The sequence below is a fragment of the Streptomyces mirabilis genome (genome assembly GCF_039503195.1).
Classification (GTDB): Bacteria; Actinomycetota; Actinomycetes; order Streptomycetales; family Streptomycetaceae; genus Streptomyces; species Streptomyces mirabilis_D.
Window position 1 is genome coordinate 2,550,013 of the sequence record NZ_JBCJKP010000001.1, and the last position, 25,606, is coordinate 2,575,618.

At 71.0% G+C, this 25,606-nt stretch carries 24 protein-coding genes; 14 read left to right on the forward strand and 10 right to left on the reverse strand.

The features are described 5' to 3' along the window. The first annotated feature begins 32 nt into the window (after window positions 1–32). The gene (locus AAFF41_RS12215; RefSeq protein WP_159055199.1) at window positions 33–407 is read left to right on the forward strand and encodes a YchJ family protein; all 375 of its coding nucleotides are present in this window, start codon (window positions 33–35) and stop codon (window positions 405–407) included. 5 nt (window positions 408–412) lie between these two features. On the opposite strand, the gene AAFF41_RS12220 is transcribed toward AAFF41_RS12215, so the two are convergent. Next, window positions 413–1,114: a FadR/GntR family transcriptional regulator gene (locus tag AAFF41_RS12220; protein WP_060902270.1), complete on the reverse strand. Its 702-nt coding sequence runs from the start codon at window positions 1,112–1,114 to the stop codon at window positions 413–415. A gap of 153 nt (window positions 1,115–1,267) precedes the next feature. Here AAFF41_RS12220 and AAFF41_RS12225 point away from each other — a divergent pair, with 153 nt between their 5' ends. From AAFF41_RS12225 to AAFF41_RS12240, 4 genes are read left to right on the forward strand one after another with little or no spacing between them, the layout of a single operon-like run. Next, entirely contained in the window at window positions 1,268–1,786 is a 519-nt protein-coding gene (locus tag AAFF41_RS12225) for a gluconokinase (protein ID WP_054231119.1), read from the forward strand. 38 nt (window positions 1,787–1,824) lie between these two features. Continuing rightward, window positions 1,825–3,222, forward strand: coding sequence for a GntT/GntP/DsdX family permease (locus AAFF41_RS12230; RefSeq protein ID WP_319744812.1), 1,398 nt, complete (start codon window positions 1,825–1,827; stop codon window positions 3,220–3,222). A gap of 31 nt (window positions 3,223–3,253) precedes the next feature. Next, window positions 3,254–4,012 (forward strand): SDR family oxidoreductase, encoded by a 759-nt coding sequence (locus tag AAFF41_RS12235; protein ID WP_343323950.1) that lies wholly within the window; start codon window positions 3,254–3,256, stop codon window positions 4,010–4,012. Between the two features lie 32 nt (window positions 4,013–4,044). Next, window positions 4,045–5,079, forward strand: coding sequence for an L-idonate 5-dehydrogenase (locus AAFF41_RS12240; protein ID WP_319744810.1), 1,035 nt, complete (start codon window positions 4,045–4,047; stop codon window positions 5,077–5,079). Window positions 5,080–5,117: 38 nt separating this feature from the next. Here the strand turns inward: AAFF41_RS12240 and AAFF41_RS12245 are convergent, their stop codons facing one another. The 5 genes from AAFF41_RS12245 to AAFF41_RS12265 all read right to left on the reverse strand — a co-directional run bounded on the left by AAFF41_RS12245 (window position 5,118) and on the right by AAFF41_RS12265 (window position 11,187). Then, entirely contained in the window at window positions 5,118–5,753 is a 636-nt protein-coding gene (locus AAFF41_RS12245) for a cytochrome b/b6 domain-containing protein (RefSeq protein WP_054231115.1), read from the reverse strand. Next, complete coding sequence (locus AAFF41_RS12250; RefSeq protein ID WP_425526121.1) at window positions 5,737–6,498, reverse strand: molybdopterin-dependent oxidoreductase; 762 nt, start codon at window positions 6,496–6,498, stop codon at window positions 5,737–5,739. The genes AAFF41_RS12245 and AAFF41_RS12250 overlap by 17 nt, the downstream gene beginning before the upstream one ends. A 117-nt stretch (window positions 6,499–6,615) precedes the next feature. Next, window positions 6,616–8,181: an APC family permease gene (locus tag AAFF41_RS12255; protein WP_319744808.1), complete on the reverse strand. Its 1,566-nt coding sequence runs from the start codon at window positions 8,179–8,181 to the stop codon at window positions 6,616–6,618. Between the two features lie 44 nt (window positions 8,182–8,225). Beyond that, window positions 8,226–9,185: a hypothetical protein gene (locus tag AAFF41_RS12260; RefSeq protein WP_319744806.1), complete on the reverse strand. Its 960-nt coding sequence runs from the start codon at window positions 9,183–9,185 to the stop codon at window positions 8,226–8,228. Between the two features lie 346 nt (window positions 9,186–9,531). Beyond that, complete coding sequence (locus AAFF41_RS12265; RefSeq protein WP_319744804.1) at window positions 9,532–11,187, reverse strand: FAD-binding dehydrogenase; 1,656 nt, start codon at window positions 11,185–11,187, stop codon at window positions 9,532–9,534. 310 nt (window positions 11,188–11,497) lie between these two features. Here AAFF41_RS12265 and AAFF41_RS12270 point away from each other — a divergent pair, with 310 nt between their 5' ends. The 7 genes from AAFF41_RS12270 (at window position 11,498) to AAFF41_RS12300 (ending at window position 16,523) form a co-directional block, all read left to right on the forward strand. Beyond that, entirely contained in the window at window positions 11,498–12,391 is an 894-nt protein-coding gene (locus tag AAFF41_RS12270; RefSeq protein ID WP_319744802.1) for a DMT family transporter, read from the forward strand. A gap of 78 nt (window positions 12,392–12,469) precedes the next feature. Then, entirely contained in the window at window positions 12,470–12,991 is a 522-nt protein-coding gene (locus AAFF41_RS12275; RefSeq protein WP_319744800.1) for an NUDIX hydrolase, read from the forward strand. A gap of 31 nt (window positions 12,992–13,022) precedes the next feature. After that, entirely contained in the window at window positions 13,023–13,415 is a 393-nt protein-coding gene (locus AAFF41_RS12280) for a YidH family protein (protein ID WP_319744798.1), read from the forward strand. 2 nt (window positions 13,416–13,417) lie between these two features. After that, entirely contained in the window at window positions 13,418–13,750 is a 333-nt protein-coding gene (locus AAFF41_RS12285; protein WP_319744796.1) for a DUF202 domain-containing protein, read from the forward strand. Between the two features lie 101 nt (window positions 13,751–13,851). Next, window positions 13,852–14,148 carry a hypothetical protein gene (locus tag AAFF41_RS12290; RefSeq protein WP_319744794.1) on the forward strand — a complete coding sequence of 99 codons (297 nt, stop codon included), beginning with the start codon at window positions 13,852–13,854 and terminating at the stop codon, window positions 14,146–14,148. A gap of 131 nt (window positions 14,149–14,279) precedes the next feature. Beyond that, window positions 14,280–15,302: a phosphotransferase family protein gene (locus tag AAFF41_RS12295; protein WP_060898796.1), complete on the forward strand. Its 1,023-nt coding sequence runs from the start codon at window positions 14,280–14,282 to the stop codon at window positions 15,300–15,302. Window positions 15,303–15,308: 6 nt separating this feature from the next. Next, window positions 15,309–16,523 carry an acyl-CoA dehydrogenase family protein gene (locus AAFF41_RS12300; protein WP_319744791.1) on the forward strand — a complete coding sequence of 405 codons (1,215 nt, stop codon included), beginning with the start codon at window positions 15,309–15,311 and terminating at the stop codon, window positions 16,521–16,523. A 164-nt stretch (window positions 16,524–16,687) separates the two neighbouring features. On the opposite strand, the gene AAFF41_RS12305 is transcribed toward AAFF41_RS12300, so the two are convergent. The 3 genes from AAFF41_RS12305 to AAFF41_RS12315 are packed head-to-tail and all read right to left on the reverse strand — an operon-like array spanning window position 16,688 to window position 19,748. Continuing rightward, window positions 16,688–17,281, reverse strand: a complete 594-nt coding sequence (locus AAFF41_RS12305) for a TetR/AcrR family transcriptional regulator (protein WP_054231210.1) — start codon at window positions 17,279–17,281, stop codon at window positions 16,688–16,690. A 44-nt stretch (window positions 17,282–17,325) separates the two neighbouring features. Beyond that, window positions 17,326–18,987, reverse strand: coding sequence for a class I adenylate-forming enzyme family protein (locus AAFF41_RS12310; RefSeq protein ID WP_343323951.1), 1,662 nt, complete (start codon window positions 18,985–18,987; stop codon window positions 17,326–17,328). Continuing rightward, window positions 18,984–19,748, reverse strand: coding sequence for an SDR family oxidoreductase (locus AAFF41_RS12315; protein WP_343323952.1), 765 nt, complete (start codon window positions 19,746–19,748; stop codon window positions 18,984–18,986). The genes AAFF41_RS12310 and AAFF41_RS12315 overlap by 4 nt, the downstream gene beginning before the upstream one ends. 252 nt (window positions 19,749–20,000) lie before the next feature. On the opposite strand from AAFF41_RS12315, the gene AAFF41_RS12320 reads away from it, so the two are divergent. Together AAFF41_RS12320 and AAFF41_RS12325 are read left to right on the forward strand one after the other, a co-directional pair. After that, window positions 20,001–21,257 (forward strand): exo-beta-N-acetylmuramidase NamZ family protein, encoded by a 1,257-nt coding sequence (locus tag AAFF41_RS12320; protein ID WP_319744784.1) that lies wholly within the window; start codon window positions 20,001–20,003, stop codon window positions 21,255–21,257. Window positions 21,258–21,366: 109 nt separating this feature from the next. After that, window positions 21,367–22,689, forward strand: coding sequence for a serine-threonine protein kinase (locus AAFF41_RS12325; RefSeq protein WP_319744782.1), 1,323 nt, complete (start codon window positions 21,367–21,369; stop codon window positions 22,687–22,689). A gap of 33 nt (window positions 22,690–22,722) precedes the next feature. Here AAFF41_RS12325 and AAFF41_RS12330 read toward each other — a convergent pair whose 3' ends face one another. Beyond that, the gene (locus AAFF41_RS12330) at window positions 22,723–25,515 is read right to left on the reverse strand and encodes a penicillin acylase family protein (protein WP_319744780.1); all 2,793 of its coding nucleotides are present in this window, start codon (window positions 25,513–25,515) and stop codon (window positions 22,723–22,725) included. Window positions 25,516–25,606: the final 91 nt, after the last annotated feature.

Genomic DNA, 25,606 nt, shown 5'->3' on the forward strand with positions numbered 1-25,606 from the left:
AGGCCCCTCGGGGCCGGGAGAGAATGGCGGTCATGACCAGTCGTAGCTGCCCGTGCGGGCTGCCTGAGCCGTACGCGCGGTGCTGTGGGCGCTTCCACCGCGGTGAGGCGCCCGCGCCGACCGCGGAGCGTCTGATGCGGTCGCGGTACTGCGCCTTCGTCAAGGAGGACGAGGGGTATCTGCTGCGGACCTGGCATCCGCGGACTCGGCCGGCGCGGGTCGACTTCGATCCGGGGATGCGGTGGACGGGTCTGGAGATCCTCGACACGGGGCAGGGGTCGGCCTTCCACTCCGTGGGGACCGTGACCTTCCGGGCCTCCTACCGGGGCGGTTCGCTGCACGAGCGGAGCCGGTTCGAGCGGGTCGACGGAGCCTGGGTGTACGTCGACGGCGACTTCCTGGGGTAGGACGCCTACGGCGCGAGGATGTCCAGTTCCTGGAGCGCGCCGACCGTGATCTGGCGGGTGAGTTCCTCGGCGCGGGACGCGTCGCCCGCGCGGACCGCCTCCGCGACCTGGACGTGCAGGGTGACGGCGGCCGGGTCGGGGTCCTCGAACATCACCTCGTGGTGGGTGCGCCCCGCGAGGACCTCGGCGACCACGTCACCGAGACGGGCGAACATCTCGTTGCCGGAGGCGTTGAGGATCACCCGGTGGAAGGCCATGTCGTGGACGAGGTACTCCTCCAGCTTGTGGCCGCGTGAGTTGGCCACCATGCCGAGGGCGCACTCGGTGAGTTCCGCGCACTGCGCGGCGGTGGCGTGCCGGGCGGACAGCCCCGCGGCGATCGGTTCGACGGCGGAGCGCAGCACGGTGAGCGAACGCAGCTGGTGAGGGCGGTCGGCGCCGGCCAGCCGCCAGCGGATGACCTGAGGGTCGAACACGTTCCATTCCGCCTTGGGGCGGACCGTGACGCCGACGCGGCGGCGGGACTCGACCAGGTACATGGACTCCAGCACCCTGACCGCCTCGCGCATCACGGAGCGTGACACCTCGAAGCGCTGCGCGAGCTCGTCGGTGCGCAGCACGCTGCCCGGCGGGTACTCGCCCGCCGTGATCGCCGGCCCGAGGGATTCCAGTACATGTCCGTGCAGCCCCCGGCCCCGTGTGGTCATGGGGTCAGCGTACGAGGCGGAGCCCTGGAACAAAAAGTCAGACTTATATGTCACACACTCTTGAATTCGTCGTACCTAATGAGTTTCAGTGTCGTCGACATCAGATGTCGACGAAGACAGTCACGCGACAGTGACGTAGACAGTGAGGCAGCGATGAGCACCCCCCATGTCGTCGTGGTCATGGGCGTCGCAGGTACCGGCAAGACCACCATCGGTCCCCTGCTTGCGGCCCGGCTCGGCGTTCCGTACGCCGAGGGCGACGACTTCCACCCGCCGGCCAACATCGCCAAGATGACGGCCGGGCACCCGCTGACGGACGACGACCGCTGGCCGTGGCTGGACGCCATCGGCCGTTGGGCGCACGACCGGCACGGGCTCGGCGGAGTGGTCAGCAGTTCGGCGCTCAAGCGCAGCTATCGCGACCGACTGCGGGCCGAGGCGCCCGGAGTCGTCTTCGTCCATCTGACCGGTGACCGCGCGCTCATCGAGGACCGGATGTCGCACCGTCAGGGGCACTTCATGCCGACGGCGCTGCTGGACTCGCAGTTCGCCACCCTCCAGCCGCTGGAAGCGGACGAGGCGGGTGTCTCCGTGGACGTCTCCGGCGACCCCGGGGAGATCACCGAACGGGCCGTGGCCGCACTCCAGGGGCTTGCCCAGCCCTCGCTCTAACACCTTCCCCTCGTACATTTCTCAAGCAAGGGACCACCGTGACCAGACTCAGCGTCGAGATGCTGGCAGCGGACACCGTCGAGCCGATCACCTCGGCGGGCCATGCTCAGCTGGGCATCGCCGTGCTGGCGGGCATCGCCGTCATCGTCCTGCTCATCACCCAGTTCAAGCTGCACGCATTCCTGGCCCTGACCATCGGCTCGCTCGCCCTCGGCGCCTTCGCCGGGGCCCCGCTCGACAAGACCATCGCCAGTTTCACCACCGGCCTCGGCGCCACCGTCGCCGGCGTCGGCGTCCTGATCGCGCTCGGCGCGATCCTCGGCAAACTCCTCGCCGACTCCGGCGGCGCCGACCAGATCGTCGACACCATCCTCGCCAAGGCGGGCGGGCGCGCCATGCCCTGGGCCATGGTGCTGATCGCCTCGGTGATCGGCCTGCCGCTGTTCTTCGAGGTCGGCATCGTGCTGCTGATCCCGGTCGTGCTGATGGTCGCCAAGCGCGGCAACTACTCCCTGATGCGCATAGGCATCCCGGCGCTGGCCGGTCTGTCCGTGATGCACGGCCTGATCCCGCCGCACCCCGGCCCGCTGGTCGCCATCGACGCGGTCAAGGCCAACCTCGGCATCACGCTCGCCCTCGGCGTCCTGGTCGCCATCCCGACCGTGATCATCGCGGGCCCGGTCTTCTCCCGCTACGCGGCCCGCTGGGTCGACGTCCCGGCCCCCGACCGCATGATCCCCACCCGCGCCTCCGAAGAACTCGACAAGCGACCCGGCTTCGGCGCCACCCTCGCCACCATGCTCCTCCCGGTCGTCCTCATGCTCTCCAAGGCACTGGTCGACATCATCGTGGACGACCCGACCCACATGGTGCAGCGCGTCTTCGACATCGTCGGCTCCCCGCTGATCGCCCTGCTCGCCGCCGTCATCGTGGGCATGTTCACCCTCGGCCGCGCGGCCGGCTTCACCAAGGACCGCATCTCGACGACCGTCGAGAAGTCCCTCGCCCCCATCGCGGGCATCCTGCTGATCGTGGGCGCGGGCGGCGGCTTCAAGCAGACCCTGATCGACTCCGGCGTGGGCCAGATGATCCTGGACATCTCCAAGGACTGGTCGATCCCCGCGCTGCTGCTCGCCTGGCTGATCGCGGTGGCCATCCGCCTCGCCACGGGCTCCGCGACCGTCGCCACCATCTCGGCGGCCGGCCTGGTCGCGCCCCTCGCGGCCGACATGTCCACCACCCACACCTCCCTCCTGGTCCTCGCGATCGGCGCCGGCTCGCTCTTCTTCAGCCATGTCAACGACGCCGGGTTCTGGCTGGTCAAGGAGTACTTCGGCCTCAGCGTCGGCCAGACCGTCAAGACCTGGTCCGTCATGGAGACGATCATCTCGGTGGTGGCGGGCGGGCTGGTCCTGCTGCTGTCGCTGGTCATCTAGGGGGCCGAGGATGAGAGACGGGAGTACGGGGATGAGCCACCCTCTGTTCGACATCAGTGGTCGCAGGGCCCTGGTCACCGGCTCCAGCCGGGGCATCGGGTTCGCGCTCGCCCGCGGGCTCCTGGAGGCGGGCTGCACGGTCGTCCTCAACGGGCGGGACGCCGACCGGCTCACCAAGGCCGCGTCGGAGCTGCCCGGCGACGTCCACACCGCGGTCTTCGACGTCACGGACGGCCCCTCGGTGGCCGCCGGAATAGCGGACGTCGAGGACCGGGTGGGCCCGCTCGACATCCTCGTCAACAACGCGGGCATGCAACTGCGGGCCCCGCTCCTGGAGTTCACGGACACCGACTGGCACCGGATCCTGAACACCAACCTGACCAGCGCGTTCCTGGTCGGCCGCGAGGCGGCGCGACGGATGACGGAACGCGGCCACGGCAAGATCGTCAACATCTGTTCGCTGCAGAGCGAGGTCGTCCGTCCGGGCATCGCCCCGTACGCGGCCACCAAGGGCGCGCTGAAGATGCTCACCAAGGGCATGTGCGCGGACTGGGGGCAGCACGGGGTGCAGGTGAACGGGCTCGGTCCCGGTTACATCGAGACGGAGCTGACTCAGCCCCTCGTCGAGGACGAGGAGTTCAGCGCCTGGGTGCGGCGACGCACCCCGGCCGGCCGGTGGGGCCGTACGGAGGACCTGGTCGGCGGGGTGCTCTTCCTCGCCTCGCCGGCGGCGGACTTCGTGAGCGGGCAGGTGCTGTACGTCGACGGCGGTATGACGAGTGTGCTGTGAAGCGGACCGCGCGGTGAAAGGGGCCTGACACGATGCTCGGCTGTGTGATTCACGGGCAGGGCGACCTGCGGGTCGACGAACTGCCGGTCCCCTTCACCGGGCCCGGCGAGGCACTCGTCGCCGTCCGGTACGGCGGGGTGTGCGGGTCGGACCTCCACTACTGGCGCCACGGCGGCGTCGGGGACTTCCGGCTGCGCGAGCCGATGGTGCTGGGCCACGAGGTCGTGGGGACGGTGCTGTCGTACGGCGACGGGGCCACCGGTCCCACGCCGGGTACGGCCGTGGCGGTGCACCCGGCGACCCCGTGCGGGGTGTGCCCGGAGTGCGCCGACGGGCGGGCGAACGTCTGCCGGGACACCCGCTACCTGGGCAGCGCGGCGCGCACCCCACATGTGCAGGGCGCCTTCGCCGCCCAAGTGGTGGTGCCCGCCCGGCAGTTGAGGGAACTGCCCGCAGGGCTCCCGCTGCGGCGGGCGGCGCTCGCAGAGCCGCTGTCGGTGGCGCTGCACGCCGTCCGCCGGGCAGGTGCCGTGCAGGACCGGCATGTCCTGGTGACGGGGGCCGGGCCCATCGGCTGCCTCGTGGTGGCCGCCGCGAAAGCCGCGGGCGCGGCCCGGGTGACCGTGACGGACCTGCTGCCGCAGGCGTTGTCGTACGCCGTCGCGGCGGGCGCGGACGCGGTGGTACGGGCCGACGATCCCGCCGATCCCGGCTGGCCGACGGAGGTCGACGTGGCCGTCGAGGCGTCCGGGGTGGCCGCGGGCCTCGACACCTGCCTGCGCCTGGTGCGGCGCGGCGGGGTCGTCGTCCAGCTCGGCATGCTGCCGCCGGGCCAGAGCCCCTTCGCGGGGAACCTGGTGGTGAGCCGGGAGATCGAGCTGCGGGGCGCGTTCCGCTTCGACGCGGAGTTCGACGACGCGCTGGTCCTGCTCGCGGCCGAGCCGCGCTTCGACTCTCTGGTCAGCGCCGTGGTCCCGCTAGCTGCGGCGGAGTCGGCGTTCACCCTGGCCGCGGACCGCAGCCGCTCGTGCAAGGTGCTGCTGGACTTCGAGGTCGAGCAGGGCTAGGGGTGTGCCGGGGGCCGCGGACCCCCGGCAGACTCGGCCTAGGGCCGCCAGAGGGGATGCTCGCGCTCCGCCCACTCACGGCTCACCGAGCCCGTGCGCAGGCCGCGGCGGGCCTCCGGGTCGCCGAGGGCCATGCCGATGTGGCCCGCGAGGACGACACCGATCGTGAGCGCCAGCCAGTCGTGGACGAAGGTCGCCGAGGTGCGCCACATCAGGGGGGTGAGGTGGGTGAACCACATCAACAGCCCCGTGGCGAGCATGACCAGGGTCGCGCCGGCGATCCAGGCGGCGTAGGTCTTCTGGCCCGCGTTGAACTTGGCCGCGGGTCGGGACGAAGGGCGCCGGTCCCGTCGTAGCGCCGCGCGCAGCCACGTACGGTCGTGCGGGCCCCAGCGGTTGAGGCGGCCCAGGTCCGCGCGGAAGGCGCGGGAGACCAGGCCCGCCAGGACCGGTACCGGGAGCATCAGGCCCGCCCACTCGTGGATCCTGACCACCAGCTCACGGCGGCCGACGAGTTCGGCGAACATCGGCAGGTACAGGCACGCCGCCGTCGCCACGCAGATCCCCATCAGCAGGGCGGTCACGCGGTGCACCCAGCGCTCGGCGTGGCTGAAGCGCCGTACGCGCGGCGCGGGCGCGGCGAGGGTCGGGGTGTCGTCAACTCGTGGGTGCATCGTCGCGTCCGTTCGAGCGGCCGACCCACGCGTCCACGTCGTAGCCACGGTCCTCCCAGTACCCGGGACGGACGTCCTCGGTGACGGTGATGCCGGAGAGCCACTTGGCGGACTTGTAGAAGTACATGGGAGCGACGTAGAGGCGGACCGGGCCGCCGTGGTTGTGGCCGAGTGGCTTGTCCTGCATGCGGTGGGCCACCAGGATGTCGGGGCGCCGGGCCTGCTGGAGCGTGAGGCTCTCGGTGTACGCCCCGTCGAAGCAGGTGAAGCGGATCGCGCGGCCCTTGGTCTGGACTCCGGCGGCGTCCAGAAGATGGGACAGCCGTACGCCTTCGAAGGGGGTGCCGGGCACCCTCCAGCCCGTGACGCACTGGACGTCGTGCACGATCCGGGTCTGCGGCAGGGCCTTGAGGTCGGCCAGGGTGTAGCTGCGGGGGTGGTCGACCAGGCCGTCGATGGTGAGGCGGTAGTTCGACGCGTCCTTGTTCGGGACCGAGGAGGTCACCGAGTAGTAGCGGAAACCGCCGCCGTTGGGGAGCAGGCCGGTCAGCCCCGTGGGGTCGTCGGCGAAGAGGGACTCCAGGCCGCGCTGCAGGGTGGGCGCGGCCAGCACGCCGAAGGCGCCGAGTCCGAGCGTGCCGAGCAGGAGCCGGCGGCCGATGGGCGCGCCGGAGGCTTCCGGGTCCTCCGGCGGGCGTTCCCGGGGCCGGTCCGGTCCCCGCCGTGGGGACTGTAGAGGGTTCACACACCCATACGAGCACCCGCGACCCCCTTGAGGCCAGCGGCAGCGGGTGCTCGTCAGAATTCCGTAACCACTTCTCACACGCTTCTCAGAACGGGAGCCCCGGATCGAGGCGCCGCATCAGGGGGTGGACTCCGCCGCCTTGTCCAGTTGGAACGCCTCGTTGCCCAGGCCGATACGGGCGTGCGCCTCGGGTGTGCGGGAGCGCAGCACCAGGCCCTGCGCCAGGCCGACGACCAGGGCGGCCGCGATCAGGGCGGGCAGCAGCCAGCTGAGCACGGAGTCGGGACCGGCGCCGACCAGGACGTCGAAGTCCTTGACCGTGTAGCCCGCGATCACCAGGAGGGCGACGGCCGCGATCGCCGAGGTGGCCAGGCGCCAGGCCTGGGCGCGGGCGGCGCCGCGACGGGCGAAGAAGACGATCACGGAGAGCGAGGCCGCCGCCATCAGCAGGATGACGCCGAGCGCGCCGACGTTGCCGGCCCAGGTGAACAGGTGCAGCACGGGCGCGGTCGGGTCGCCGATGGGCTTGTCGTCGGTCACGGCGAACGCGATCAACACGATCGCGGAGACGCCGGTCTGCAGCAGCGAGCCGGTGCCGGGCGCGCCACTCGTGCCGGTGGTCCGGCCGAAGGCGGAGGGCAGCAGCCCTTCCCGGCCCATGGCGAAGGCGTACCGCGCGACGACGTTGTGGAAGCTGAGCAGCGCCGCGAACATGCCGGTCACGAAGAGGACGTGCAGGACGTCGGTGAAGGCGCCCCCGAGGCGCGACTCGGTGAGGGAGAACAGCAGTCCGGCGCTCTGCTTCTGCGCCGCCCCGACGATCCCGGAGGGGCCCGCGGCGATGGTCAGCGCCCAGGAGCTGAGTGCGAAGAAGACGGCGACGAAGCCGATCGCCAGGAACATCACGCGCGGGACGAGGATGTGCGGGCGGCTGGTCTCCTCGGCGTACACCGGTGCCTGTTCGAAGCCGGTGAAGGCGGCGATGCAGAAGCACAGCGCGGTGCCGACGCCCGCCCCGGTGAGCGTGTCCGGGTTGAAGGCGTGCAGGGAGAGGCCCTCCTTGGCGGGGTCGGCGACGGCGGCGATGTCGAAGATGACGACGAGCGCCACCTCGACGACCAGGAGGACGCCGAGTACGAGCGCGTTGACGTCGATCTTCAGCCAGGAAAGCGCGCCGACGGCGAGGACGGCGATCAGCGCGGGTATCCACCAGGCGACTTCGACGTGGGCGTAGGTGGCGAACAGCCCGGAGACCTCGAAGCCGAAGACGCCGTAGATGCCGAACTGCAGGGCGCTGTAGGCGACGAGCGCGACCGCGGCGGCGCCGGCGCCGGCGGTGCCGCCGAGACCGCGGGCGACGTAGGCGTAGAAGGCGCCCGCGTTGTGGACGTGGCGGCTCATCTCGGCGTACCCGACGCTGAAGAGCACCAGCACCACGCCGAGGATGACGAAGAGCAGCGGCTGTCCGACGATTCCCATCACCGCGAATGTGGTGGGCATGACACCCGCGACCACCATGAGGGGGGCGGTCGCCGCGAGGACGGAGAGCAGCAGACCTCCCGTGCCGAGCCGGCCCGCGTGCAGGGCGCGGTCCTGGCCCTTGAAGGTACTGATGGCGCCACCGGCCGTGGCGGGTCTACCCGTGTTCGAACTGCTCGAGGTGCTCGAACTGCCCGTCGTCATCGCGGGGCCGTCCTTTCGGGTTTCTCGACTTCTTGTGGGTGGGGTCACACCGTGCCGAGCGCGCTGTCGCGGGCGGCACGGAAGGCTTGGTACGGGTCGCGGTCCGGGTAGGACCACGGCTCCGGGGTGGCGTGCGGGCCGATGCGGTGGAACAGGGCGGCGGCCTCGGCGCCCCGGCCCTCGCAGAACTTGGCGTGGGCGAGGAAGTTGAGGTCGAGGTGACGACGGGGGTGGTCCTCGCACTCCCACTCCAGCCACCAGTCGAAGGCGGCCTTCATCACCTGGCGGGCCCGGCGTCCGACCCAGTGCCCGGAGGCGGCGGGGTCGGTGGACTCGCTGCCGGCGCCGGCCAGCACGCGATAGCGCTCGGCGTGCGCGACGACGGGCAGCATCGCGAGCGGAGAGTCGGCGGGCGCCTGTTCGGCCGCCCAGTTCGCGAAGTCGTAGACCTCGTGGAGGGGGTCCTGGCCGGCCTCGGCGCGGCGCTCGGCGAGCCGGGCGACCATCAGGTGGTGGGCGTGGTGGTGCTCGGGGTAGCGGTGGCGCACCTCGTCGAAGAGCCGGACCACGTCGCCCTCGCTGCCGCGCGCACGCTCCAGTATCAACAGGCCGAGCCAGGGGGTCGGGTCGGCGGGCGCGAGCGCGGCGGCGGCGTCGCAGGCCTCACGGGCCCGCTCCGGGCGGTCCTTGCCGTGCAGCGCGCGCTCGACGGTGGCGCAGGCGAGGAGTACGGCGGCGTCGGCGGACTCGGGTTCCGCGAGCTGCCAGTCCCGGGCCCAGGCGAGGGCGGCGGGCTCCTGGGCCAGGACGGTGACGCGGTGTCCGCGGCGGTCCCAGTCGTCGCCGGTGGCGGCGAGCAGCGCGCGGACCGCGGTCCATCGTCCCTGGGCCAACGAGGTGCGCGCGGCGACGAGTTCGGTGTCGTCGAGCGCGGCGTCGAAGGCGTGGACCGCGCGTTTGCGGCCACGGCCGAGGGGAGGAGGGGGTGGCGGGGGTGGCGACACCGCGGGGCTTCCTCACAGACGCGGCTAGTCAAGGGGAGATCACGCACAGCAAACCCTTGGCTGAGGGTTTACGTCAAGGCCCGATCGATCCGCTGCACGGTGCAACGTTCCTTGAATGGCGCAGAGTTGATGTTCTCTCGCTCGCTCTCCGGGACGGGAACGGGCTGGTGGGACGGCTCTCTCCGGGGGCGAGCCCGACTCCCGGCGGGGGCCGAGCCGCGCTCGGGCCCCGGCTCCCCGGAGTCCGGGTCACGGCCGAAACCCGACCACGGAACGGTCCCCTGTGGAGCCGGGCCCACCGGAGCGGGATGCGGGCCGGGGCGTCGGGCCCGGACTCTTGCGAGGGTCAGCTCACCGCCTTGGCGGCCGCTCGGCCCGCTGTGCGGCCGGAGAAGAGGCAGCCCCCGAGGAAGGTGCCCTCCAGGGAGCGGTAGCCGTGGACTCCGCCACCGCCGAAGCCGGCCGCCTCGCCTGCCGCGTACACGCCGGAGAGCGGGTCGCCGCCCTCCGTCAGTACGCGCGAGGAGAGGTCGGTCTCCAGCCCGCCCAGGCTCTTGCGGGTGAGGATGTGGAGGCGGACGGCGATGAGCGGACCCGCCTTGGGGTCCAGGATGCGGTGCGGGGTGGCCGTACGGATCAGCTTGTCCCCGAGGTAGTTGCGGGCGCCGCGGATCGACGTCACCTGGAGGTCCTTGGTGAAGGGGTTCGCGATCTCCCGGTCGCGTGCGACGATCTCGCGGCGCAGCGCGGCCTCGTCGATCAGCGGTTCCTCGGTCAGGGCGTTCATGCCGCGCACCAGGGCGCCCAGATCCTTCTCGACGACGAAGTCGGCGCCGTTGTCCATGAACGCCTTGACGGGGCCCGGTACGTCGGCGCGCGCCCGGCCGATCACGTCCCTGATCGACTTGCCGGTCAGGTCCGGGTTCTGTTCCGAGCCGGAGAGCGCGAACTCCTTGCCGATGATCTTCTGGTCGAGCACGAACCACGTGTACTCGTATCCGGTCTTCATGATGTGTTCGAGCGTGCCGAGGGTGTCGAAGCCCGGGAAGAGCGGCACGGGGAGCCGGTTCCCGCGGGCGTCCAGCCAGAGGGAGGACGGGCCCGGCAGGATGCGGATGCCGTGGTTCTCCCAGATGGGGTTCCAGTTCTGGATGCCCTCGGTGTAGTGCCACATGCGGTCGCGGTTGATGAGGTGCGCGCCCGTCTCCTCGGCTATCGCGAGCATCTTGCCGTCGACGTGCGCGGGGACGCCCGCGACCATCTTCTCGGGCGGCGTACCGAGCCGCTCGGGCCAGTTCGCGCGGACCAGGTCGTGGTTGCCGCCGATGCCGCCCGAGGTGACGATCACCGCCTGCGCCTTGAGCTCGAACGCCCCGGTGACGGTACGGCTGCTGGCCTGCCCGCGCGCGATGCCGGACGGCTCCAGGATCTCCCCGGTGACCGTGTCGACGGTGCCCGCGCTGCGGGACAGCCCGGTGACGCGGTGGCGGAACTTGAGCTGGACGAGGCCCCGGGCGACCCCGGCGCGTACCCGCCGCTCGAAGGGCGCGACCACTCCCGGCCCGGTCCCCCACGTGATGTGGAAGCGCGGCACGGAGTTCCCGTGACCGTTGGCGTCGTAGCCGCCGCGCTCCGCCCAGCCGACCACCGGGAAGAAGCGGACCCCCTGCTGGTGCAGCCAGGACCGCTTCTCACCGGCCGCGAAGTCCACGTACGCCTCGGCCCAGCGGCGCGGCCAGTGGTCCTCGGCCCGGTCGAAGCCGGCCGTGCCCATCCAGTCCTGGAGGGCGAGCGCGTGACTGTCCTTGATCCGCATCCGGCGCTGCTCGGGCGAGTTCACGAAGAAGAGTCCGCCGAAGGACCAGTGGGCCTGGCCGCCGATCGACTGTTCCGGCTCCTGGTCGAGGAGAATCACCTGGCGGCCCGCGTCGACGAGCTCCGCGGTCGCGGCGAGCCCCGCGAGGCCCGCTCCGATCACGATCACGTCTGCGTCGTAGGCCATGGACCCGTCCTCTCGGCCTGCCGACGTTTGCGGTCGGCTTCTGCCGGCTTCGTCACGAGCCGGTGGCATCGTCGTCGGTTGATGAGACAGTGGTACGGAAGACATCAGGCACCGGTATCGGTCGAACAGGCAGCGCCGCCGGTCGACCAGCCGTTGTTACTGATCGGTCAGATCCTTCGGCAAGAAGAGTGACAGAGTCAACTGCCCGGTTCCGGGTACTCCCGTGGGCAGGGCACGGTCGATGGCACTACAGTCGGCGGGAATACGCGCCCGCGACCCGTGCTGACCCGAACGTATCGAGGTACCCAGCGTGTCGGTTCTCGTTCTGATCCTCTCGGTGAGCGCGGCCTGCTGTCTGGGCTTCGGTTTCGTGCTCCAGCAGAACGCCGCCTCACACGCCCCGCTGAGCGACTTCCTCTCCCCGCGCCTGCTGCTCGACCTCATCCGGGTGCCCCGCTGGCTGGGCGGCATCGGGCTCATGGTGTGCGGCATGGTCCTCGGCGCGGTCGCCCTGGGCAAGGGCGAGATCTCCCAGGTGGAACCCCTCCTCGCGACCAATCTGCTGTTCGCGCTCGCGCTCACCCGCCACCAGACCAAGCACCCCCTGGGCCGCCAGGGCTGGGCGGGCCTCGTCCTGCTCGCGGGCGGGGTCACGGCGTTCATCGTGGCGGGCCAGCCCAAGGGCGGCGACTCGGTGACCGAACCGTTGCGGCACTGGCTGATCATCGGGATCATGATCGGGCTCGCGCTGCTGCTCACCGCCTACGCCAAGCGCTCCCGGATGACCGCGGCGCCCGTCCTGCTCGCGCTGGCCGCGGGGCTGCTGTACGGCGTCCAGGACGCGCTCACCCGGGTCAGCGGGCAGCGGTTCGGAGCCGGCGGCTTCAGTGAGCTGCTGACCGGCTGGCAGCCGTACGGGGTGCTCGCGCTCGGAGTGACGGGCCTCGTACTGGTGCAGAGCGCCTTCGAGACGGCGGAGCTGCGGATGTCACTGCCCGCGCTCACCGCCGCCCAGCCGCTGGCCGGAATCGTGTGCGGCGTGGGCTTCCTCGGGGACAAGCTGCACACGGACGTGGGGGCACTCACCTGGGAAGCGGCGGGGCTCGCGGCGATCGTGGCGGGAATCGTCCTGCTGGGCATGCACCCCTCGATGCCGTCGGGCACCGCCAAGACCGAGTCGGTACGGAACCTCCAGCCGCATTGAGGGCGTACGACGACGCCGCGTCGGGCCGCACGGACGGCGCGCACCGCGCCCGGCGCCGGCGGCTGCTTGGATGGGGCCATGAGCGCCGCTGACGAGATCCTCGACATCGTGGACGAGAACGACGTGGTCGTCGGGCAGTCCCCGCGCGGCGAGGCGTATGCGCGCGGTCTTCGCCACCGCTGCGTGTTCATCCAGGCCCGGGACGCCCGGGGCCGCCTCTTCGTCCACCGCCGCACGCCCACCAAGCTCGTCTTCCCCTCCCTGTACGACATGTTCGTCGGCGGGGTCGTGGGCGCGGGCGAGTCCTACGACTCCGCGGCCCTGCGCGAGGCCGAGGAGGAACTCGGGGTCTCCGGACTCCCTCAGCCCGTCCCCCTCTTCAAGTTCCTCTACGACAACGGCTCCGGCCAGACCTGGTGGTCGGCCGTCTACGAGGTCCGCTGCGAGCTCCCGGTGAACCCCCAGACGGAGGAGGTCGCCTGGCACGACTTCCTCACCGAGGAGGAGGTGGAACGGCACCTGACGGACTGGACGTGGGTGCCGGACGGCCTGGCGGCGTACGAGCGCCTGAAGGACCACCGGGCGACGGGCACCGGCTGAGCCCCCGACAGGCCCCGGTAGGGTCGATGGCGTGATCGAATTCGTACGGAACGTCCGGCTGTGGTTCGCGCCCGGGGAGGTCCAGCAGGAGGGCGTCACGCCCGACTACCGGTTCTCGCTGGCGAACGAGCGGACCTTCCTCGCCTGGCTGCGCACCGCGCTGGCGCTGATCGGCGGTGGTTTCGCCGTGGATCAGTTCCTGCCGGACCTGCGCTGGGGCTGGCGGGTCGGCCTCGCGCTGGCCCTGCTGGCGGCGGGCGTGCTCTGCTCGCTGCGCGCCGTCAACCACTGGGTGCGCTGCGAGCGCGCGATGCGCCGCGGGGAGGACCTTCCCGTGTCGCGCTTCCCGGCACTGCTGAGCATCGCCGTCGCGATCGTGGCCGTCGCGATGGTCGTCGTCGTCCTCGTCGGCTGGGAGGGGTGACCGTGCCCGGCCCCCAGCACCGTCCCGAGCGGGACCCGGGGCTGCAGCCGGAGCGTACGCGGCTCGCGTGGCGACGTACGACCCTGTCGAGCACCGTCGCCGCGGTCCTCGCGGCGAAGGCGGCGCTGCACGGCGGCCCGTCGGCGAGCGACGTGGCGGCCTGTGCCCTGTGCTGCGCGCTCTGGCTGGGCTTCCTGGCGCTCGCGCACCGGCGTATCCGGGTGCTCGCGACGTCCGGCACCGACGGTCCGCCCGCCCTCGCGCCGTGGCACGCGACGGCGGCGACCCTGTGTACGGTCGCCCTCGCCGTGTGTGCGGTGGCACTGGTGTTCTGATCGGGATCAAATGGGGCGGAACCACGCAAATGGCGATGAATGCGGCTCTTTCTGGCGCTAGCCTGAGCCGTCATTCCACGCCACTCACGAAGGTGAGCACCATGACCACCCTTCACCTGGAGCATCCGACCCACGAGCACACTCACGGCCCGGACTGCGGGCACACCGCCGTGCCGCACGGGGACCACGTCGACTACGCGCACGACGGACACCTGCACCGGGAGCACTCCGGACACTGGGACGAGTGCGAGCCGACCGGCCACACGGCGCACGGCGAGCACGGCCACCGGCACGGCGAGGGCTGCGGGCACCCGACGGTCGCGCACGGCGACCACGTCGACTACCTTCACGACGGCCACCGCCACGCCGAGCACGACGGCCACTGGGACGACCACTAGGCGCAAGCACGCCCGGCGTCTCCCCCGGCTCCCGGAGGGAGACGCCGATCACGTTTCGTCCCGGCGCTGGACGACATACCGACTGGTCGGCATCATGGTCACGTCCCGTTTCCCGGCGTGCAGGAGAAATGATGAGTCCCGACCACCCGCCAGGTCTCGACCTCGACCGACTGCGCGGCCTGCTCGACGGCGAGCGGCCCGGTCTGGTGCACGGCCCGCTGACCGGCCGGCTGATCGAGGGCGGACGGTCGAACCTCACGTACGCGGTCACGGACGGCACCACGAGCTGGGTCGTCCGACGGCCCCCGCTCGGGCACGTACTGGCCACCGCGCACGACATGAAGCGCGAGCACCGCGTCATCAGCGCGCTGCACCCGACCGCCGTCCCCGTGCCGCGTCCGGTGCTGCTGTGCGAGGACGAGGAGGTGCTGGGCGCGCCCTTCTACGTCATGGAGTTCGTGGTCGGCACCCCGTACCGCACCGCCGAGCAGCTCGCCCCGCTCGGCCCGGAGCGCACCCGGGACGCGGTGCTCGGGCTCGTCGACACGCTCGTCGAACTGCACGCCGTCGACCCCGCAGCCGTGGGCCTCGCCGACTTCGGGCGCCCCGAGGGCTTCCTCGACCGGCAGCTGCGCCGCTGGGGCAAGCAGCTGGACGCCTCCAGGAACCGTGAGCTCGCCGGGATCGACGAACTGCACGCCGCCCTCGGCCGTGAGCTGCCGCACTCCCCCGCGCCCTCCGTCGTGCACGGCGACTACCGGCTCGACAACGTGCTGATCGGCGAGGACGACCGGATCAAGGCGATCCTCGACTGGGAGATGTCCACGCTCGGCGATCCGCTCACCGACCTGGGCCTGCTGGTGATGTACAGCGCGCCGCTGGACCTGCCCGACTCCCCCATCAGCACGACCGCCTCGGCCGCCGGGCACCCGGACCCGGCCGAGATCGTCGAACGGTACGCCGCGCGCTCGGGGCGCGACGTGTCCGACGTCGCCTGGTACACGGCGTTCGCCTGGTTCAAGCTCGCCGTGATCCTGGAGGGCATCCACTACCGCTACACGCTCGGCCAGACGGTCGGCGCCGGCTTCGACCGCATCGGTGAACTGGTCCCGTTCTTCATCGAGCACGGTCTGACCACTCTTCAGGAAGGCTGATCCGAGATGGACTTCGCATTCGACGCGCGTACCGAGGAACTGCGCGGGAAGCTGCTCGCCTTCATGGACGAGTACGTCTACCCGGCGGAGGCGGTGGCGGAGGAGCAGCGCGCCGGACTGGCCTCGCCGTGGGACACGCCCGCCGTGGTCGGGGAGTTGAAGGCGGAGGCCCGCAGGCAGGGCCTGTGGAACCTCTTCCTGCCCGACGCGCAGTACGGCGCCGGGCTGACCAACCTCCAGTACGCGCCGCTCGCCGAGATCACCGGCCGCAGCCCGCACTTGGCGCCCACCGCGCTGAACTGCGCCGCGCCGGACACCGGCAACATGGAGGTGCTCGCGCAGTTCGGGGACGAGCAGCAGAAGAAGCAGTGGCTGGAGCCGCTGCTCGCCGGTGAGATCCGCTCGGCGTTCGCGATGACCGAGCCGGAGGTGGCCTCCTCCGACGCCACGAACATCACCACACTCATCGAACGCGACGGTGACGAGTACGTGATCACCGGCCGCAAGTGGTACATCTCCGGGGCGATGAACCCGGACTGCAAGATCTTCATCGTGATGGGCAAGACGGACCCGGACGGTCCGGACATCCGCCGCCAGCAGTCCATGGTCCTGGTCCCGCGCGACACCCCGGGGCTCGAAGTCCGGCGCGCCATGCAGGTGTACGGCTACGAGGACCACTCCCACGGCGGGCACGCCGAGGTCGTCTTCGACCATGTCCGCGTCCCGGTGAGCAACCTCGTCGGCGAGGAGGGCGGCGGTTTCGCCATCGCCCAGGCGCGGCTCGGCCCGGGCCGCATCCACCACTGCATGCGGCTGATCGGCATGGCCGAGCGGGCGATCGAGCTGATGTGCCGCCGGGCCGTGTCCCGTACGGCCTTCGGCAAGCCGCTCGCCCAGCAGGGCGTGGTCCAGAACTGGATCGCGGACGCGCGCGTCGCCGTCGAACAGCTGCGTCTGCTGGTCCTGAAGACCGCCTGGATGATGGACACCGTCGGCAACAGGGGCGCCCACACCGAGATCCAGGCCATCAAGATCGCCACCCCGCGCACGGTCGTGGACATCCTCGACAAGGCGGTCCAGCTGCACGGCGCGGGCGGTGTCAGCCAGGACTTCCCGCTCGCCGAGCTGTGGGCGAGCGCACGGACGCTGATGCTCGCGGACGGCCCGGACGAGGTGCACCAGCGGTCGCTGGCGCGACGGGAGATCAAGAAGTACGTGTGACCGTCCGGTCCGGTGGGGCGGGGACGGGCTCTTTCGCCCCCGCCGCCCCTGCCCGTTCCCGTCCCCTGGGGGCTGCTCCCCCGGGCCCCCGCGAAAGATCGCGCAGTTCCCCGCGCCCCTGGTCAGGCGCGCGGGGAACTGCGCGGACGGGGTCTGGAGCAGAACTACGGACGTAGCGCCCGCAGCAGCAGGTCGGCCAGGTGGTCGGCGACCTCCTGGGGGGTGAGGGGGCCGTCGGGGCGGTACCAGGTCGACAGGTGGTGCACCGAGCCGAAGTGGTAGTCGACGACCAGGTCGGCCGGGGTCGCGGTGGAGAAGACGCCCTTCTTCTGGCCCTCCTCCACGAGCGCGCGGAAGCGTTCGTGGTACCGGCGGCGCTCGGCGCGCACCTGCTTGTCCTTCTCGGGGCTGAGGTGGTGCATGGAGCGGAAGAAGATCGCCGCGTCGTCGAGGTTGTCGATCGTGGTGACGACGACGTCGGCGGCGGCACCCCGCAACCGCTCCTCGACCGGCGCGTCGGCATCGGCGAACGCGTCCAGCCGCTCCTGCTGAAGCCGCAGCACGCGCGCGTACACCTCGTGCAGGAGGTCGTCCTTGGAGCCGAAGTAGTGATACAGCGCGCCCTTGGTGACGCCCGCCGCCTCCACGATCTCCTGCACGGATGTGCGGTCGTAGCCCTGCTCCGCGAAGAGCCTGGTGGCGGCGGCCAAGAGCCGCTGCGGGACGGGCGTACCGTCTCCGTCCGTCGTCCTGGGCACTGCCGCCACCTGCCTTTCAAGCGTTGTCCGGTGAAACGCGTCGTCTACTGGGAGTCCTGGGGACGGGAACGCAGTTCCCGACGGAGGATCTTGCCACTCGCCGTCTTCGGCAGCTCGGGCAGGATCTCCACATGCCGCGGATACTTGTAGGCGGCCAGTCTCTCCTTGCAGTACGCGGCGAGCGCGTCGGGGTCCTCGTCCGCGCCGGGCCGCAGACTGATGTAGGCCTTCACGGTCTCGCCGCGGTAGCCGTCGGGGATGCCGACGACAGCCGCCTCCCGGACCGAGGGGTGCGTGTAGAGCACGTCCTCGACCTCGCGGGGCCACACCTTGAAGCCCGACGCGTTGATCATGTCCTTCTTGCGGTCGACCACGTAGAGCCAGCCTTCGGGGTCCATGAATCCGATGTCGCCGGTGCGCAGCTCACCGTCCGGGAAGGTCTCGGCGGTGGCTTCGGGGCGGCGCCAGTAGCCGGGCACGACCTGAGGGCCCCGTACGAGGATCTCGCCCTGTTCGCCGAAGGGCACCTCCTGGCCCCGGTCGTCGACGATGCGTACGACCGTGTCGGGGCCCGGCACACCGACGGCCAGCGTGCCCGAGACCGGGTCGACGGGAGCCTCCCGGCCCGGCGGTACGGAGGCGCAGGGCGCGGTGCACTCGGTGAGTCCGTAGCCGTTGCGGATGTAGGGCCCGAAGCCGGCCCGGAACTTCTCCACCAGGGCGGGCGGCAGTGGCGCGCCGCCCGAGGAGATGTTCACGAAGGAGGCGAAGTGGTCCGGCGTGACCGCCGGATGCGCCGCGAGTGCCATGAAGGCGGTCGACGGGCCGACCGTGTACAGCGGCCTGTGCTCGGCGAACGCGTCGAGGACGACCCCCGCCTCGAAGCGGTAGGCGAGGACGAGCGTGCCCCCGCTGTCGAGGCAGGCGGCGAGCTGGCAGACCATCCCGGTGATGTGGAACAGGGGCGCCATCGCGAAGTAGACGGGCGCCTGCGGCAGCGCGAGGCCCGTCCGCTGCCGCTCGGCGTTGTACATGATGTTGCCGTGTGTGTTGGTGGCTCCCTTGGGGGTGCCGCTCGTCCCCGAGGTGTAGCTGATCAGCGCGATGTCGGAGGGCTCCGCGTCACGCCCCGCGGGGGCCTTGTGACCCGCCCGGGCGACCGCCACCAGATCGTCGGCGTCCGCGGCCTGCGGCAGCCGCTCGAAGGTCAGCACCCGTGCGTCGCCCCGCGTCTGGAAGTCCAACTCACATCCGGTGAGGACGACGCGCACGGCCGAGTCGGCGGCCGTCTCGCGCAGATACGACTCCCACGCGCGGTCGGAGCACACCAGCGCGCGCACGTCCGCGTCGTGCAGGACGTGGCGGACCTCGCCCGACTTGTACATCGGGTTGACCGGCACGACGGTCGCGCCCGCCTTCCAGGCGCCGAGCAGCGCGAGCACGAAGTGCGGGGAGTTCTGGAGCAGGATCGCGACGCGGTCGCCGCGCTCCAGCCCGCCGGCGGCGAGGTGCCCGGCGACGGAGTCGCTCAGCTCGTCCACCTCGCGGTAGCTCAGCCGCCCGTCGAAGTAGGCGAGCGCGGCGCGGTCCGGAGCGTCCGCCACGGCACCGCGCAGGGCGTGCACCAGGGAGTCGGCCGGGCTCACCGGGCCGCTCTGGGCGTCATTGAGGAGGGCCACCCAGGGCCGGTCGGCGTAGGTGGTCACCGGGTCGCCTCCCACTTCTGCTGGATGTGGTTCATGTTCGTCAGCCAGCGGTCCGGTTCGGCGGCCCGCACCTGGTAGTACCCGGCGACCTCGGGGTGCGGCAGGATCAGGAAGCGGTCCTCCTCGATCCCCGCGAACAGCGCGTCGGCGACGGTCTCCGGCTCGATGGCGGTGGGCTGGAGGACCAGGTCGCCCGCGCTGCCGGTGGCGTCGAGCATGTCGGTGCGCACGCCCTGCGGGCAGATCGCGTGCACCTTCACGCCGCGGTGGCGGTACGTCAGCGACAGCCACTCGGCGAAGGCGTACGCGCCGTGCTTGGTGACGCTGTAGGGCGCGGCGCCGATCATGGTGAGCAGTCCGGCGGCGGAGACGGTGGAGACGAACCGGCCGCTGCCGCGCTCCAGCCAGGCCGGGAGCAGCTCCTGGGCCGCCCGGACGTGCGCCATCACGTTGACGTCCCAGGCGAGCGCCCAGACCTTCTCGCCGGCCGACTCACTGCCGGCCGAGGGGAGGCCCGCGTTGGCGCAGTAGACGTCGATGGTGCCCCCGAGGGCGTCCCGGGCCTCGGCCACGATGGTGGACGCGTCGCCGGGAACCGCGATCGCCCCGATCTCCTCCGCCACGGCCTTCGCCTTGGCGGCGTCCAGGTCGTTGACGACGACCCGGGCCCCCTCGGCGGCGAAACGACGGGCCAGTGCGGCCCCGATGCCGCCTCCGGCCCCGGTGACGACCACTCCCGCATCCTGTACGGCTTCCACCATCGGTCTCCTTCGACACGACGCGACACAACACGGCTCAGCTGCGACCCCAGACTAACCAGTCGGTATGTAGCAGGGGAAGGGCCTTTTGACAGCTCCGGCCGGCAGGAGCGCCCCTTCAGGGGCGCGGGGCTCTGGCATGTGCGGCTCCGCCGCGTGGGCGCGACCAGCCACTTACGGCCTGCCGCTTACGAACCGTCCGCGGGAGCGCATAACGTGCCGATGCCAACCTTCCGCGATCACGGAGGTCCCCCCATGCGCCTCTCCCGCCGAGCCCTCCTGACAGCCACCGCGACCGCCACGGCCGCCTTCGCGGCAACCCGCACCACCCGCACCACTCCCACCACGACGACCTCCCATGCCGACCCCCTGCGCACCGGCTTCGAGCAGCTCCAGGCGAGCGGCTACGCCACCCTCCACGGCCGGCGTGTCGGCGTCGTCACGAACCCCACCGGCGTCACCAGAGACGTTCGTCACATCGTCGACGTCATGCACGCCGACCCCCACGTCGAGCTGACCGCCGTCTTCGGGCCGGAACACGGATTCCGCGGCACCGCGCAGGCCGGCGGCTCCGAGGGCCGCTACGACGACCCGGCGACCGGGCTCCCGGTGTACGACACGTATCTCAAGAGCGGCAAGCCCCTCGCCGACGTCTTCACCGCCTCCGGCGTGGACACCGTCGTCTTCGACATCCAGGACGTGGGCGCGCGTTTCTACACGTACATCTGGACGCTGTACGACTGCATGGAGGCGGCCCGGCTCGCGGGCAAGCGCTTCGTGGTGCTGGACCGGCCGAACCCGGTGACCGGACGGGCCGCCCAGGGCCCGGTGCTGCACAAGGAGTTCGCGACGTTCGTCGGGCGGCAGCCCATCGCGCAGGCGCACGGGATGACGGTGGCGGAACTCGCGCGGCTGTTCAACGGGGAGTTCCTGGCGGCACCGGTGGAGCTGACCACCGTACTGATGTCGGGCTGGAAGAGGTCGGACTTCTACGACGCCTCCGGCCTGCCCTGGGTTCCGCCCAGCCCGAACATGCCGACGGCCGACACCGCCCTGGTGTACTCCGGAACGTGTCTCTTCGAGGGGACGAACCTGTCGGAGGGGCGCGGCACGACCCGTCCGTTCGAACTGCTGGGCGCGGAGGGCATCGACGGCCGATGGGCTCTGGAGGCGAACCGGCTCAAGGTCCCGGGCGTGCGCTTCAGGGAGGCGTACTTCGCTCCGACCTTCTCCAAGTTCCAGGGAAAGACGATCGGCGGCGTGCAGATCCATGTGGACGACCGGGCCGCGTACGACCCCGTCCGCACCGGAATCGCCCTCCTGGTGACCGCCAAGAAGGTCTGGAGCGGCTTCGCCTGGCGCTCGGACAACTGGATCGACAAGCTGACCGGCTCCGCCGAGGTGCGCACGATGATCGACGCGGGTGCGACGACCGACGAGATCGTGGCCGCCTGGCAGGACGAACTGAAGGCCTTCCACAGAATCCGGAAGGAATATCTTCTCTACGCATGAGCGGAAAGAACTTCTTTTCCGCGGTTCAGTCATGACGTATGGCCAATCTTCGCCCCCGGTAGGACGATGCGCCCACATCGCACCGCCTTCGGGGACGAGGGGGCTTGCCATGGCGGATCCGGCAGTCAGTGTTTCTCCCTACTGGGAGCTGACCTTCGACGCGGACGGGGACGTGGACGGCCGGGAAAGGGACCGGTTGCTCGCCGAGGTGCCCCGGCGCGGAGTGCGTGATCTGATCGTCTTCGCGCACGGCTGGAACAACGACCGCTCCGGCGCGACCCGCCTCTACAGCCAGTTCTTCGCGCCCGTGCCGGATCTCGCGCCGCACGCGCGTCTGGGCTACGTCGGTGTGGTGTGGCCCTCGATGCGGTTCTCGGACGAACCGATCCCCGACTTTCCCCGGTCGGTGGCCGCCGGCGTCCCCGCCGACGCCCGCACCGCGCTCGACAAGGACACCCGGCACGCGCTCCTGGAGGTGTTCCCCGACCGGGCGACGGTCGTCGAGCAGCTCGCGCGCCTGCTGCACCAACAGCCGGACGAGGGAGCCTCGTTGGAGGAGTTCGGGCGCCTGGTGCGGCTGCTCGTGGAGGTATCGCCCCAGGGACCGCAGGCCGCCTTCGCCGCGGACACGCTCGCGGAGGGCGCGCCGCAGGGCGACCCCGCGATGCTCTTCGGGGACACGGCCACGGTGTGCGGCGAGTTCGCCGAGGTGCTGGCCGGCATGACGGCCTCCGGCGAGGCCTTCGCCCTGCCGCGGCCCTGGGACGGGGCGCGTGAACTGCTGCGCCAGGCCACCTACTACGCCATGAAGCGGCGCGCGGGCACGGTGGGTGAGCGTGGGCTGGGGCGCGCGCTCGGGCAGCTCGCGACCGCCGCGCCCGGGGTGCGGGTGCATCTGGTCGGACACAGCTTCGGCGGACGGCTGGTCTCCTTCGCGCTGCGCGGACTGCCCGAGGGCATGCGCACGGTGAAGTCCGTGACGCTGCTCCAAGGGGCGTTCTCGCACTACGCGTTCGCCGCGTCGCTGCCCGGCAACCCGCGGGCGAGCGGCGTGCTGCGCGGCCTGCAGAGCCGCGTCGACGGCCCCCTGGTGTGCTGCTACTCCCACTTCGACACGGCGCTCGGCACGATCTATCCGCTGGCCTCCCGGATGGCGGACGACGACCGTTCGGTGCTGGGGATCGACCTCGATCCCGGACACCTCCTGGGTGCCCGCTGGGGCGCGATGGGACACGACGGGGTGCAGGCGGTGGAGGGCACGAAGACGTTCACGCTCGCCGACGCGCTGCGCGCGCAGCTTCCGGTGTCGGGGTGCGTGAACGTCGACGCGTGCGCGGTGGTGAACCGCGGCGGGCCCCCGAGCGGGGCCCACAGCGACATCTGCCACCGGGAGCTGGCCCAGGTGGTGCTGGCGGCGGGCCGCGTTCGATGACCCGCCGCCGGGAGTCCGCGACGCGCTCCGGGGTCACCGGTGCGACGTGTACTCCACCACCTGCTGGTAGGTCGGCCGGTTCTGCCAGGTGATCTTGCCGTGCTTGATACCGCCGAGCGTCCGCTGGACGATCGAGTCGGCACACCACTGGTCGCCCGCCGAGCACTGGTCGTCGCCCGGGTAGACCTGGGCGGCGGTCAGGCCGGCCGCCGTCTTGAGCGTGCTGATCAGGGTGTCCCGGCAGGCGCTGAGGGTGCCGCCACCACAGTACTTCTGCGACAGTCCGCCCTGCACCGACTCACCGAGGACCGCCCGGATGTCCTTGTCGACATAGCTCCACCAGCCGTACTGGAAGGAGCTTCCGGCGTGCGCCCCGGTCGGGCCGTGCGCGGCCGACGGGGACTCGTCGATGGGCAGGTTGCTGGAGAAGGCCGTGTACAGGTCGGTACCGAGACCGGGTTCGAACTCGGCCTTCACCAGCAGCGGCCACCAGGCGTCCAGGATGCGGATCGCGTCGGCGTTGGCGTAGGCCTTCGAACCGGCCGAGGTCTCCTTGCGCTTGGCGCCGGCCGTCACCCAGTCGGACAGCTTGGTCACCGCCGCCGCGGCCGTGGTGTCCGTGACCGTCGAACTGTTGATGACCTTCAGCAGCTTCGGCAGCACGTCCTCGGCCCGCAGATCGGCCAGCGCGGCGTCGGCCATCGCCTTGGTGAGCGAGGACCTGGTCACCCCGCCCGCGGCGACCAGCTTCTTCACCCGGTCCTCCAGGAGGTTCCCGCGGTGCACGGAACCGTCTCCCCAGGGGGCCGTGGTGTAGTCCTTGGCCTGCTTGTTGTTCCAGGAGATGTAGTAGTCCTGGTCGATGGAGTTGGGGTGCGCGGACGGTGGGGTGTACGAGGCGGTGTTCGTCGTCGGGTCCCAGTTCCGCCACTCGTACGCGGCCTGCGCCCAGACCGGGAACTCGGCGTCGACGCCGGCCGCCCGCACCGGGTTGTCACCGCTGTTGTAGTACGCGGTGTGCGAGGAGTCGGCGTAGAACCAGTTGAAGGTGTAGTTGATGTGCTGCACCGCGCTCTGGAACGTCCCCGGGCTTTTCACGTAGTCCGGGTCGTTGAGCATCTGGAAGCCGATGATCGAGTCGGCCTCGTGCAGGTAGGAGGAGCGCAGGGTCGTGTACGCGACCTTCTTGCCGCCGACCGTCGCGCGGTACTCCACGGGACCGTACTTGGTCCGGTAGACCTGCATGCGGTACGAGCCCGCCGCGGTGCCGTCGGCCGTGGTGGGCTTCCAGGAGTTGGTCCGCTCGACCTTGTCCATGGCGGTGCAGGTGCCGTGGTACAGGTAGTGGTAGTCGTCCTGGCACAGCTCGACGGCGTACGTGTCGATGATGTCCTGGCCGGAGGTCGTCGCGCTCCAGGAGTAGTCCTGGCCGCGGCCGAGTTCGACGTACATGCTCAGGCCCGCGAAGGAGGCGCCGCGCGCGCTGAGGCCCGGCCCCTGGATCTCCTGGAGCATGAGGAGCTGTGGCGCGAAGTAGCCGGTCTGCGGCCCGAAGACGGCGATGGGATGGCCGCTGGCGGTGTACTTGCCGCTCACCACGAGGGCGTTGGACATTCCGCGCTTCGCGGAGGTGAGGGTGGTGGCCGCCGCGGTCGCCGAGGCGCCGGTGGCCGTGGCGGTGGCCGCGCTGCCGGTGCGGTCGTAGACCAGTGGCTCCTGGGTCACCGAGCCGGCGTCGGGCAGGGCCTCGCCCTGCGCGGTGTCGGGCTTCGAGGCGTACGGGAAGCTCTCGCCGTTGTGGACGGTGAGCACCGCCTCGGGGTCGTTGCGCTCGCGGAAGGACTCCCAGACCTTGGTGCCCTCGGTCACGCCGTACTTGGACTGGGCGGCCAGCAGCGAGATGGCGTTGTTGACCTCGCCGCCGCCTCCGGAGCCGAAGAGCGAGCCGATGACGGAGGCCAGCGCGACCAGGTCGGTGATCTTGAAGTGGTCGATGGTGCCGGCGTTGGTGATGGAGTCCTTGTGGCCGGTCAGGACGTACTCACCGGGGAAGTAGCGGCCGCTGTCGGAGGCGTCGATGTAGGCGTTGATGCCGTCGATGTAGGCGTTGGCGTCGGCGAGGGCCTGCTGACCGCGGGCGCCGTTGTTCGCGATGGCGTTGTCGATCTGGGTCTGCAGATCGGCCTCGGTGTAGGGCGCGTTGCGCCAGAACTCCTGCTCCAGGCCCTGGTTGGAGGAGGCCCCGCCGGCGAAGGAGGTCAGCTGGCCGCGGCCGACGTGCCGGAAGACGTCCATCAGCCACAGCCGGTCCTGGGCGGCGGCGTAGCCGGCGCCGTACTCGGTGCCGTAGCGGGTGGTGCCCGTGATGTGCGGCACACCGGTCTTCTTGTCGCGGACGATCGTCACGTCGGTGCGTCCGCCGGGCGCGGTGGTGGAGGCGACCTGGTCGGAGGCGACCCCGAAGGACGCGTCGTTGAAGAAGTCGTTGATCTTGGCGTCGGTGAGCGTGGCGGCGCCCGAGGCCAGGTTGCTGTAGGGGCCGAGCTGGTCCTCGGCGTGGTCGGGCTGGATGCCGAAGGCCTGGTTGAGGAGGATCTGGGCGAGGGTGGCGTTGCCGTTCTGACCGGGCGGGAGGATGTCGGAACACTGGCCGCCGCAGTAGTCGTTGGCGGCGAGCGCGGTCGTGCTGTCGGCGGCCGCCGCCTGGGTCAGCGGGGACAGCAGGGCGGCTATGAGAGCACAGATGGAAGCCGCCCCCAGGAACTTGGGGAATCTGCGGGGAGTTCTCTGTCTGTCGAGTGCGGTGCGTGGGGTGCGCCGTGGCATGGCTGCTCCTACCGACGGGGGTGGGCCGGACGTTACCGCCGGTATCCCCGAGTTGGAAGATGAACATGCGTCAACTTTTCAACGATCACTG